Below are 12,372 nucleotides of genomic sequence, written 5' to 3'. Positions count from 1 at the left end.
GCCACGACCTGACCCGATGCGCGAAGCTCTGCGGCCGGTCGAAGGCAAAGCCTGACCGGTCGTGGCGATTTGAATTGCCACGCCGATGCACGGCGGTGATCATACCCGGCGCGTCCCCGATACCGCTGCCGCGAACCCGACGTCGCCATGGATTTACCAACCCCGACAGGCTCGTCTTCCCGCCGCCAGCTCTTGCGAGCAACCGCCGCTACGGGCCTGGCGGCGATGGCGCCTCGGCTGGCTGCAGGACAGTCGGCCGCGGCAAGTCCGGCATCACCCCCCGCCGCCACCGCCACCCCGCCGCCGGCACATCCGCTGCTCACCCCCGCCGACGATTTCTACGACGTCTCCCGCGGCAACCCCAAGCCGCACAAGCTCGTCGGCGAAGCGCTCGTCAAAGCACGCTTGACGCCCGAAGCCTGGCGACTGGAAATCGTCGCCGACCCGTTCGTCAGCGATCTCGTCAAAGAGCCGGCGAGCATCACGAAACCGCTCGCGATCGCCGACGGCACCGCGCTCGATCTTCCTGCTCTGCTGGAGATGGGCAAAAGGCACGGCGTGCGCTACCTAAAAGCGATGCAGTGCCTGAACATCCCTTCGCCTCTCGGTCAGGGCCTGTGGGAAGGCGTGCCGCTGCGCGACGTATTGCGGCTGTGCGGTCCGATGCGCAATGTCCGTCGCCTCTACTTCCACGGCTTCCACAACAACGACCCCAAGCAACTGTTCCAGTCGTCCCTGAGCTACACCGAGGCGATGGAAACCCCACCCGGCGAACTGCCGGCGTTCATCGCGTACCGGCTGAATGGCGAGCCGGTCTCGCTCGAGCGAGGCGGGCCGGTGCGGATGGTCATCCCCTGGGCGCACGGGTTCAAATCGATCAAGTGGCTCCAGCGGATCTCGCTGACCAACGACTTCAAAGCCAACGACACCTACGCCAACCAGAACAACGACCCCGATTCGCACCTGAAGACCGCCGCCTACACCGACAAGTGCCCCGACACGTTCGCCGCCGGCCAGCCGATCATCATGACAGGCCTGGTGATGTCAGGGCTATCGGGGCTCAAACGCGTGGAGTACTGGCTGCACCGCGTCGAGCCCGGCGCACCGGCGGTCACCCAAGACGACGTCACGTACCGCGCCGCGCAATGGACGCCGGCAGACCTCGAATCGCCCCCCGCCGACTGGCGGCAGGTTCTGCCGGCGGGCGTGGCTCCGAAAGACCTGCTCGGCTTCGATCCCGCCACCGGCCGCCCGCTCCAGTGGCCGCTGCGCTACAGCATGATCTCCTGGTCGGCGGCACTGAAGGACCTCAAGCCGGGCAAGTACGAGTTCCGCGCCCGCGCGGTGGATCTCAACGACTTCGCCCAGCCGGAGCCGCGGCCGATTCTCAAATCGGGGAAGAACGGCGTGGACGCTGTTCGGTTCGAGGTGCTTTAAGACGCCGCGAATCGTGCGCGACTCTGTCCTTTTTCTCGACTTCCGGAGCACGCCCCATGGCCACCAGAGAGCGCGACGAGCCCGCGGCATTTCCGAAGACCAGCTGGTCGCTGGTCGGGCGGGCGGCCGGCGCGGAAGACAAGCAGTCGCGCGACGCGCTCAACGAACTGGTCATCCGCTACCTGCCGGCGCTGCGGGCCCACCTGATCCTTGCCCGGCGGCTCAGTCACGACACCGCCGACGAGTTGCTTCAGGAATTCCTGGCCAGCAAGCTGATCGAGAACACCCTGGTCGCGCGGGCACAGCCCGAACGCGGCAAGTTCCGCACCTTCCTTCTGGCATCGCTGCGAAACTTCCTGGTGGACCGGGCACGGGCGGCACGCGCAAAGAAGCGCGGTGGCGGTGAAGCCACCCTCGCGATCGACGCCGACGTGACCGGCGACCCGGCCGACCCGCGGGCCGAAGAACCCTCGGCGGCGTTTGAAGCCGCCTGGGCACGGCAGGTCATGGACCGCGCTGCCACACTGATGCACCAAACCTGCGATGCCGACGGACGAACCGATTTATGGACGGTGTTCGAAGCCCGGCTGCTGGCCCCTTCGCGTGACGGAACCCCGCCGGCCGACTACGAAGTGATCGCCCGCACCATCGGCGGCAAGAGTGCCGAGCAGGTGTCCAACCTGCTGACGACGGCAAAGCGCCAGTTCAATCGGAGCCTCCGCGAAGCGATCGCCGAATACGCCGGGGACGGCGAGGTCGATCAGGAGATTCACGACCTTCACGATGCGCTGGCCAAGGCCAAGCCGCAGGGGTGATCACGTGCCCAGGCTCGTACTTCTGTCACGGGCGTGTACTCACGTCTGAAACGGGTCTGAATCGCTAGTTTGCCTCCACAGGCGTCAGGCCCTGGGCCTGAGTGTGCGACAACTGTTGCTTCGATGCGATGAACTTCCCGTCGTTGGTCTTGTACAGGTGCGGGTAACCCAGCGGCACGACGATGCGATTGCCCTCTGTATCGGTCACGGTGTAAAGGTCGTAGATTCGATTGATCCGGTCGCGTTGGAGCCTGTCGTCGACCTTCTGTTGTTCCTTCCAGCTCTTCATCTGTGCGTCAGACATCTTGCTGTACTCCTGGCCGGCCTTGCGGATGGCTTCGCCCCACTGCTGAATCTGCTGCATGTTTGCCTGATGCCTCGCGTTCTGGATCGCCACCAGCACGTTGTTCTTGCAGAGATCCCAGTTCGGCACCGTCTGAAGCGACTTGGCGATGCCATAGAGCAGCGGCTTTTTGGCCGCGAATCCCTCGGCCGGGCCCGACACGATCGCGTCGGTAGTGATCATGTATTGCCAGAGGGTTGAAGGGCCGCGCACCGGCGGTGAGGCATAGTATTGAAGGTTGATTTCCTCCCTGATCGCCACGCCGTTGCGCTTGTACTCGACATTCACGACGTGCAACTGGCCGGACGGGGCGGCGTCGCCCATCGCCTTTTTCATGGCCTCTTCGCCGTCGCGGTCGCGCCGCTGGTCCACCAGCCGAACATCGCTGATCGCCGGGTTGTTCCGCTGCATAAAGCCGACCATGAACTGCCCGATGTCGGTCGGCGGAGGAATGCCGCTGCGCTCCTGGTGCTGCCGCGGATCCCACAGTCCGTTCTGCTTCAGCTGCATCGCGAAGTTGGGGTCCATCTCGGAGTACCCCAGGTACAACGCCGGCGTGAACCGTACCGCGTAGCCGTCCGGCGAGACGACTTCGATCGTCTTCTGCGGGTAGACGATCGTTCCCTCGGACCAGTGCACGCCGCCTTTGAAGGACCAGCCCTGGGGCACATACATCGTGTGCGAAACGCGATTGTCCATGTGCACGTCGCGGATTTCGACCCGGCCGAACGTCAGCGTGTCGGGGATGGCGGCGGGCGCGGCGACAGCTTTCAGGCGATACGTTTTGGTGCCGGTGCGGAACACCAAGCCGTCCCCGTCGCGCGTCGCGGTGAACTCAAACGAGCTTCCGTTGGCGGTGAACGTGCCGTCCATCCGACCGCCCGCCGCCGGCTTGGCCGTCAGGGGGAATCGCGCGCCGTCCCTGGTGACATGCCCGGTGATGGTGTCGCCGGCCGCCGAAAGCTCGACCGTCAGCCCGTCTCCCTGGAAGCTCTGCGCGGCGGCCGATGTCGCCAACGCCAACAGGACCGCAATGAAAAAATGCCGTTCCATGGTGTCATTACCTCGTCGATGCAGTGCTTACAGTCGCACGGGGGTCGCCGGAAGTTCACTCTGCCTCAACCGGGACACGCAAGCAAGCGATAAGTTGGTGGACTGAGGTGCGCACGAAGGAGCCGCGCACGAAGCGGTACTCCGCGCAGTAAGCGGGGGCCAGTTCGCAAGATATACTCTTCCCACCCGTGGCGCTTGCTTACTTCATCACCTTCCACACCTACGGCACGTGGTTGCACGGCACCTCCAAGAGCAAGGGCTCCGTCGATCGCGAACACAACCAGTATGGAACAGAATTCGTCGAGCCCGACGCGCTGCGCGAATCACGATCGAGACAGGACATGACCCAACCGCCATATGTCCTGCGCTCGGCCGAAGAGCGCGAGGTTGTCCGCGATGCGATCGTATCGCTGTGCCGGAAAAAGGGCTGGCGTTTGCTGGCGGCCCATGTGCGCACGAACCACGTGCACGTGGTGATGTCGGTCGACCGAGATCCGGGTCGCGTAATGAGCGACCTGAAGTCCCGGGCTTCGCGGGCACTGACAAAGGCAGGCTTCGACGATGCTGATCGCAAACGCTGGACTCGTCACGGGAGCACATTGCATCTGTTCGATGAGGCGTCGGTGGCGGACAAGGTCGATTATACGTTGAATCAGCAAGGCGAGATGCTGGCGTTTTATGACGGTCGTGAACAGTGATTTGGACGAAGAAGAGCCGCGCACGAAGCGGTACTCCGCGTAGTAAGCGGGGACCGGCCGCCAAAACGACCCCCGCTTACTACGCGGAGTACCGCTTCGTGCGCGGCTCTTTCGTGGTTCATATCGTCAACCGTCATCCCTGTTAAACCCTTGCAAAATGGCGTGTTCACACCACAATACCGCCGCGTTTTTGCTTCCTTCACCGCCCGAACGGACCCTCATCCATGCGCAAGTTACTCGTCGCCAACCGATCTGAAATCGCGATTCGTGTGTTCCGGGCGGCGACCGAACTCGGACTTTCGACGGTCGCCGTCTTTACCCACGAAGACCGTTTCTCGCTTCACCGGTTCAAGGCCGACGAGGCCTACCTGATCGGCCCGCCGGAGGGTGGCATGCCGGTGAAGGGGTACCTGGACATCCCGGCAATCATCGCTGTTGCGAAGGAACACCAGGTCGATGCGATCCATCCCGGGTACGGATTTCTGTCGGAGAATGCTGAGCTCTCGCGCCAGTGCAAGGAAGCCGGCATTGTGTTCGTCGGGCCGACGGCCGAGCTGCTGGAGACCTTCGGCGACAAGACCGCCGCCAAGCGCGTCGCCAGGAAGGCGAAGGTGCCCACCGTGCCCGGCACCGACGGCGCACTGTCGGACCCGGCCAAGGTGAAAGCCGCCGCGGCCGAGGTGGGGTATCCGGTCATCCTGAAGGCCAGCTTCGGCGGCGGCGGCCGCGGGATGCGCGTCGTCCTGAACGAAAGCGAGATCCTCGGCAAGCTCGAAGAAGCCAGCCGCGAAGCCGGCGCAGCCTTCGGCCGGGGTGAAGTATTCATCGAACGCTACGTCAGGAAGGCCAAGCACATCGAAGTGCAGATCCTCGGCGATACCCACGGCAACATCGTTCACCTGTGGGAGCGCGACTGTTCCGTGCAGCGGCGGCACCAGAAGGTGGTCGAAATCGCGCCGAGCATCGACCTGCCCCAGCAGTTGCGGGTGGACATCTGCGAAGCCGCCAAGCGGCTCTGCGCGACGGCAGGCTACATCAACGCCGGCACCGTCGAATTCCTGGTGGACGTCGAGCGCAACGAGTTTTTCTTTATCGAAGTCAACCCGCGTATCCAGGTCGAGCACACGGTGACGGAAGTGGTGACGGGCATCGATCTGGTCAAGAGCCAGATTCGCGTCGCCCAGGGGCATAAGCTGCACGAAGCGCCGCTGAGCATTCCGCCGCAGGAGAAGATCGAGACGCGCGGCTACGCCGTCCAGTGCCGCATCACGACGGAAGACCCGGAAAACAGCTTTATCCCGGATTACGGCCGCATCAGCACCTACCGGTCGCCGGGCGGATTTGCGGTTCGGCTCGACGGTGGCAACGGGTTTGGCGGGTCGGTCATCACGCCCTACTTCGACTCGCTGCTGGTCAAGGTCATCACCAGCGGTACGACATTCCTCGAATCCATCGACCGCATGGACCGGGCGCTTCGCGAGTTCCGCATTCGCGGCGTGAAGACCAACATCCCGTTCCTGGAAAACCTGATCAACCACCCCGCCTTCCGCAACGGCGAGGCGACGACCACCTTCATCGATCAGAACCCGAGCCTGTTCCAGTTCAAAGCAAAGCGGGACCGGGCGACCAAGCTGCTGACCTACCTCGGCGATGTGATCGTGAACGGCCGGCCGGAAGTGAAAGGCAAAGTCGATGTCAAACGCCGGCTGCCGATGCCGGTCGTCCCCCCCTACCCGCACGGCCAGCGTCCGCCTTTGGGCACCAAGGACAAGCTGACCGAGCTCGGCCCGGTCAAGTTCGCCGAGTGGGTTCGCAAGCAGAAGCGGCTGATGCTGACCGACACGACGATGCGCGATGCGCACCAGTCGCTGCTGGCGACGCGCGTCCGCACGTACGACCTGTTGAAGGTCGCCGAGTCAACGGCCCACCTGATGCCCAACCTCTTCAGCCTGGAGATGTGGGGCGGCGCGACCTTCGACACCACCATGCGGTTCCTTCAGGAAGACCCATGGGATCGGCTGTACGAACTGCGCAAGCGGGTGCCGAACATTCTCTTCCAGATGTTGCTCCGCGCCAGTAACGCCGTGGGTTACACCAATTACCCCGACAACGTCGTCAAGAGTTTCACCAAGACCGCGGCGGAAGCCGGGATAGACGTCTTCCGCATCTTCGACTCGCTCAACTGGGTCGACAACATGCAGGTCGCGATCGAGACGGTCCGCGAGCACACCAACAGCCTCTGCGAAGCATCGATCTGCTACACGGGTGACATCCTGGACCCCCGCCGGACCAAGTACAGCCTGCTGTACTACATCTCGATGGCCAAGAAGCTGGTCGCGATGGGGACGAACATCCTGGCGATCAAGGACATGGCCGGCCTCGCTAAACCTTTTGCTGCCAAGACGTTGGTGAAGGCTTTGCGGGACGAAGTGGGCGTGCCGATCCACTTCCACACGCACGATACCAGCGGCGTGCAGGCGGCGAGCTACCTGATGGCGAGCGACGCCGGCGTGGATGTCGTTGACGTCGCGTTGGCCAGCATGAGCGGCATGACCAGCCAGCCGAACCTGAACTCGATCGTCGCGGCGATGAACAACACCGCGCGCGACACGCAGGTCGATCTGGATGCGGCTAACCGCCTGAGCGACTACTGGGAAGCGACGCGGCAGGCGTACTACCCGTTCGAAGAAGGCATGCTCGCCGGCACCGCAGAGGTCTACCACCACGAGATGCCCGGCGGGCAGTACACCAACCTTCGGCAGCAGGCCAAGAGCATGGGCCTGGAAGCACGCTGGCGCGAAATCGCCGACGCCTACGCCCAGGTCAATCAGCTCTTCGGCGACATCGTCAAGGTCACCCCCAGCAGCAAGGTCGTCGGCGACATGGCGATCTTCATGGTCACCAACAACCTCACCGCGACCGACATCCTCACCCCCGGCCGTCAGCACAACTTCCCCAAGAGCGTCGTCGAAATGATGCAGGGCATGCTCGGCTTCCCCGAAGGGGGTTGGCCGAAGGTGCTCCAGAAGATCATCCTGGACTCGGCGAGCGAAAAGCCGATCAAGGGCCGACCGGGCTCCAAGCTGGAGAAGGTGGACCTGGCCGCGACGAAGAAGGAACTGCAGAAGAAGATCGGCCGGGAACCGCGCGACGTCGATGTGCAGTCTTACCTGATGTACCCCAAGGTGTACCTCGACTTCGACAAGACGGTGAAGCTGTACGACAACGTCAGCGTCATCCCGACGCCGGCGTTCTTCTACGGGCTTCAGCCTGGCGAGGAAATCACGCTGGATATCGAGGCGGGCAAGACGCTGATCATCCGGTACCTGACCGTCGGCGAGCCACGCGAAGACGGCACGCGAACGGTGTTCTTCGAGCTCAACGGTCAGCCGCGCGAAGTGAACGTACCGGATCGGTCGCTCGAGGCGACGCTGCACAAGCACCCCAAGGCCAACCCCGACGACGCCAAGCAGATCGCCGCCCCGATGCCGGGGAAGGTGACGAACATCGCCGTCAAGCCCGGCGACCTGGTAAAGGGGAACGAACGGCTGCTGAGCATCGAGGCGATGAAGATGGAGACCGCCGTCTACGCCCCACGCGAAGGCAAGATCAAGGAAGTTGCCGTCAAGCCCGGGTCGGCCGTGACGGCCGGCGACCTGCTGGTGGTGCTGGAAGCGTAGTGCTGGAACCGTAGGGTCCGCCTTGGCGGACCCTACGGCCTGTTCGCAATTTGTTTGCGTCCCTTCGATCGCTTCGGGTTAGCGTTGGGTCCTGCTTACATGGTGGGGCAGGCATTCATCAACTTTATGCGTCTACATCATAAGTCTTTTGTTTAGGGCCTGAGTCGTCAGGTAGATCAAGAGTTTTGCCGCCGCCCAGAGCGCGACGCGCCGGGGTGTACGGACCCACGGCGGCAACGCGCCTAAGCCACAGTACGTCAGCCCGGCAAAGCCTGACTCGATCTCTTGTCGCCCACCATACAACCTCTGGCCGAAGGCCGACGGCTCCCCGCAGTTCTCCAGCGGACTGTCGATGATGTCCAGCCCGCGGAGTCGCTCGGGCCCGTTGTACTTTTTGTCCCGCTTGCCCTTGTTGACCTCCCTCGGGGGCGCGACCAACTGATGACCCGCCGACGCCGACGCCTCGTGGCAATCGTTGGTGTCGTAGGCGTTGTCGCCCAACACGTATCCGCCGCCTTCGAGCTTCGGCAGCAATTTCGGTCCGACGACCGCATCGTTGGTGTTGAGCGAGTCGATCAGAAACTGCTTGAAAATCCGGCCGTGCGACACTGCATGCAGGCGGTAGCCTTTGCAGAACTGCCCATCGGCCAGGCGTCCCCGCCTGGCGTCAGGGTCCTTGCTGTAAGCGCCGACGACCAGTGGCTTGGAATCAATCTGTTTGACCAGCGGGGTGCCGAACTTCTCCGACACGATGGCCAGGAGCCGCTCGAACAGTTGGCTCATGCCGACGGTTCGCAGACGGCGGCTCATGCGTGACTGCGAGATCAACGGGCGGTCCAGCGTCACCGTCCAATTCTCCTCTTTGCATGCCCAACAGACCGGTCGATTCCAGATCGCGGCCCAGAGATAAATCATCACGACCCAGCGATCACAGAACTGTTCACGTTTGTGACGAGGGTGTGGAGTTGAGAACACCAGTTGGTACAGTGCAGCATAGAGCTTGGCCTCCATTCATCGGCTCCTTGTGAGAAGGGAACCTGATTTTGGAGGCCATCTCTATTTTGCGCAATAGGTTGCGCGAATGGCGCATAAAGTTGATTCATGCCTGTCTCGCATGATCGAGTGCCGGGCATTCTTGCCCGGTCGAGGTCATGCGAATCAGTGTGGGTCGGCGTCCCACTGCGATCCCGCTCGGGCCGGCACGAATGCCGGCTACGCGGGCTCGCGGCAGGCAAGAATGCCTGCCCCACTGAAACACTGCATGGTAACGCCGTCAGTCATCCCACGTCCTGTAAATTGCCGGATGACCGCCAATCGATAGAATACATCGTCTCGCTCCGCCCCGCCGCTTGGCAGGCCAGGCGAGTAGCCTGGGAGAGACGATGTCAAAGATCAACAAGCCAAGATTGGGTCGGGGGCTGAGCAGTCTGATATCGGTCGATATCCCCGACGAAGAGATCCCCCCCCTGCCATCCGAAGCGCCGTCGGCGCTCGTCGGACCGTCTGCCAAGCCGGCCCCTGCAGCACTGGTGGTCGAGACGATCCCATTGACCCAGCGGGTGATCGAGTTGCCGGTGGCAGACGTTCGGCCGAACCCGCATCAGCCCCGCCGAGACTTTGACGAAACCGCTCTTAAGGAACTCGCCGCCAGCCTGAAGACCAACGGCGTCATTCAGCCGATCGTGGTGAGACAGTCGGCGGGGGGCTATGAGCTGATCGCCGGCGAACGGCGGCTGCGGGCGGCGAAGATCGCCGGTCTGAGCACGGTGCCTGCCATCGTCAAGGAAGTTGACGGGCTGACACAGGCCCAATTCGCGCTGGTGGAGAACATCCAGCGTGAGAACCTAAACCCCATCGAACGGGCGGAGGCCTACAAGCTGCTGTTACAACAGCTCGGGCTCAGCCATAGCGAGTTGGCGGGGCGTTTAGGTGAGGATCGATCGGCGGTTTCCAATCATCTGCGGCTCCTGGAGCTGGCCGTGCCTGTGCGAGAACTGATTCGGTCCGCCAAGCTGACACTGGGTCATGCCAAGGTCCTGGCGGGGGTAAGCGATGTCCTGGAGCAGGAGCGGCTGGGAAAACTAGTGGTCGAGCAGGGGCTATCGGTGCGGAATCTGGAGACGATCGTGCAGTCCCTGGGCTCCCCCGCCGCGACAAAGCCGACCAAGCCTGCGACGACAGCACATCTCCGCGATCTGGAGAAGGCGATCTCCAGCCATCTGGGGATGCGGGTGTCGCTGCGGTCGAAGACAAACACCAAGGGAAGCCTGGTAATCAACTACGTGAACCTGGACCAGTTTGATGAAATCATGACTCGGCTGGGCGTGAAGTTGTCCGAGACGGAGTGAGGGCTGGAAGGGGACGTAGGAAATGGGCGGGAGGGGGCGATTCTTGGCAAATGTTCCACGTGGAACAACCTGGCAGGGGGTGAAGTTGGCATGTTCCACGTGGAACATTGCATCTGACTGCCTTCTGTCTGCCACAGAGTTCAGGTAGTTTAAAGCCCTCTAGCCCCCCGCTGCCCACCAACCCCATCCTGACTCTCATCGGATAGGAATTGCCGGCCAGACAGGAGGAGTGAACGCCAAGACGCTGAGGTACCAAGGACAGCACCACCAAGGCAGACAACTCTTGGTGCCTTGGCGTCTTGGCGTTCACTCCTGACGGTACGAAGATCATCCCCGCCAGGAGCTTCAGCCGCACGCACTTCCTGGGACACTCCCAGCAGTTCATCCACAACGGCGACGAGACACAACGGTTGAACGTGACTCCCCTGTCCGGTTCTGACTTCGCGAGCCGTCGGGCGACGCCCAATTGTCCTAAACTTCTATTATTCAATAGCTTGCGAACGCTTGGCAACCAAACCACCGGTCTTCGCCTGCATAGACGTAGCGTTGCACCACGCCCGCACCTGACCTCATCATCCACTGGTTATCCCCAGCCGCGTTCGCAAACTCTCAGGTCATCCATACACTCCTGCAACCACATAAGTCGGATGGCCGAGGATCACCTGTCCGACTAGCTGTGTTCGCGCCACCCTACCGCTGAGACAGCCGCCCACCTCTATGTCCGCCAAACACTGAATTTCCCAAATCAAAGCCATTGAGGTGTCTGACGGCATCTTGCGTGTTTCGCGGCTCAGACGTATTCTTGGACACAAGCAGAGTCACGATCGGCTACGGATGGCCGTCGACGATGCCCATGTCTGCCCTCGACAGACATTCACACCTTCCCGACCCACAGCCTCAAGGAAGGGGCCAACCCATGCCCGACACCTGGCAGACGATCGAACAGGCCGCTGTGACACTCGGCCTGTCTGTCCGCACCGTGAACCGTCATATCACCGGCGGCAAGCTGGAATCGCGACTGTTCGAAGGCAGACGAGAAGTGCTCGTCTCCTTGCCAGATCCGGTCAGACCGGCAGACAGCACGAAATCGGCGGCCCCTCAACGTGCAGCTTCAGCAGCGCCGTCTGCCAGCGGCACGACGGACACGCCGCCAGCGCCGGAATCGACGGTCAACTTCACCATGGGTGCGGCAGCCAATGACCGCAATGACGCGGCATCGTCCAACCCGTCTGCCAACGCAGCGGCGGACAAGCCGGCCTACGAATCGGTTCGTCGGGCGATGTTCGACAGCGAGTCCAACGAGAAGCCTTTGGATCTGCGAACCATGCTCACGCTGGCAGACAGCGCCGACGACAAGGCGTCGCTCGCGGTCGCCGCTTATCAGACCCTGGCCCGTACGTCAGAGATGCAGGTGCATTCGCTGCGACGGGTGGCGCTGGGCGCTTGGGCAGCGGTCGGGGTGATGGCAGCGGGGGCGATCATGGCGGTCGGCTGGGGCACCTACCGTCTGACAACGTCTGAGGGGACTTCGTCGTACCTTCGCGCGCAGGTGACAGACCAGAAGACCGAGATCAACCACCTGACAGACGAACGTGACAGGGCACGGAACGAACTGGTGCGATTGCAGATCGAGTCTGCCAGGTTGCAGGATCGATTGTCCCAACTGGCAGACGCACAGTCGGTGGCGGAGATCGCCAGGTACGCACTGCGCACTATCAAGCAGAACGACCTCGGGTCGTCGCCGATAGCAACTCAGCCGACCGTCGCAGCAAGTGCCACCCAGCCCACGCTGGTCGAAGGTCCGATAAAGCCGGACACCCATTCACCAACAACGCAGCCGGCACATCCGGCGGGGGGGATCGCCGCCGGCCCGGTGACCCAGCCGGCGAGCAAACCCGCACTGACCGGCCAAAGGCCGACGTACATCACCAACTCGCGCGAGCCATTCGACCCGCGGTAGGGCGGGCGACGGGGTGGTGGTATCATGTAGTCGTGGTG

At 62.7% G+C, this 12,372-nt stretch carries 8 protein-coding genes; 6 read left to right on the top strand and 2 right to left on the bottom strand.

What is annotated here, in order from left to right; translation table 11 throughout:
- The first annotated feature begins 147 nt into the window (after nt 1-147).
- Both IPV69_RS14960 and IPV69_RS14955 read left to right on the top strand, forming a co-directional pair.
- On the top strand, nt 148-1,437 hold the full coding sequence (locus tag IPV69_RS14960; RefSeq protein WP_206290494.1) for a molybdopterin-dependent oxidoreductase: 1,290 nt from the start codon (nt 148-150) through the stop codon (nt 1,435-1,437).
- A gap of 56 nt (nt 1,438-1,493) precedes the next feature.
- Nucleotides 1,494-2,252: an RNA polymerase sigma factor gene (locus IPV69_RS14955; RefSeq protein WP_206290493.1), complete on the top strand. Its 759-nt coding sequence runs from the start codon at nt 1,494-1,496 to the stop codon at nt 2,250-2,252.
- A 64-nt stretch (nt 2,253-2,316) separates the two neighbouring features.
- On the opposite strand, the gene IPV69_RS14950 is transcribed toward IPV69_RS14955, so the two are convergent.
- Entirely contained in the window at nt 2,317-3,648 is a 1,332-nt protein-coding gene (locus IPV69_RS14950; RefSeq protein ID WP_206290492.1) for a hypothetical protein, read from the bottom strand.
- A gap of 188 nt (nt 3,649-3,836) precedes the next feature.
- On the opposite strand from IPV69_RS14950, the gene IPV69_RS14945 reads away from it, so the two are divergent.
- Complete coding sequence (locus tag IPV69_RS14945) at nt 3,837-4,346, top strand: transposase (protein ID WP_206290491.1); 510 nt, start codon at nt 3,837-3,839, stop codon at nt 4,344-4,346.
- Nucleotides 4,347-4,570: 224 nt separating this feature from the next.
- Nucleotides 4,571-8,026: a pyruvate carboxylase gene (locus IPV69_RS14940; RefSeq protein WP_206290490.1), complete on the top strand. Its 3,456-nt coding sequence runs from the start codon at nt 4,571-4,573 to the stop codon at nt 8,024-8,026.
- 132 nt (nt 8,027-8,158) lie between these two features.
- Here the strand turns inward: IPV69_RS14940 and IPV69_RS14935 are convergent, their stop codons facing one another.
- Entirely contained in the window at nt 8,159-8,836 is a 678-nt protein-coding gene (locus IPV69_RS14935; protein WP_206290489.1) for a transposase, read from the bottom strand.
- Between the two features lie 572 nt (nt 8,837-9,408).
- Here IPV69_RS14935 and IPV69_RS14930 point away from each other — a divergent pair.
- Together IPV69_RS14930 and IPV69_RS14925 are read left to right on the top strand one after the other, a co-directional pair.
- Nucleotides 9,409-10,374, top strand: a complete 966-nt coding sequence (locus IPV69_RS14930) for a ParB/RepB/Spo0J family partition protein (RefSeq protein WP_206290488.1) — start codon at nt 9,409-9,411, stop codon at nt 10,372-10,374.
- 916 nt (nt 10,375-11,290) lie between these two features.
- Nucleotides 11,291-12,334 carry a hypothetical protein gene (locus IPV69_RS14925; protein WP_206290487.1) on the top strand — a complete coding sequence of 348 codons (1,044 nt, stop codon included), beginning with the start codon at nt 11,291-11,293 and terminating at the stop codon, nt 12,332-12,334.
- Nucleotides 12,335-12,372 lie beyond the last annotated feature (38 nt).

Origin of the sequence: Humisphaera borealis, from assembly GCF_015169395.1 — a bacterium.
In the GTDB taxonomy this organism is placed as follows: Bacteria; Planctomycetota; Phycisphaerae; order Tepidisphaerales; family Tepidisphaeraceae; genus Humisphaera; species Humisphaera borealis.
The sequence above is the reverse complement of the archived record's forward strand: the minus strand, read 5'-3'. Positions and strand labels throughout refer to the sequence as shown.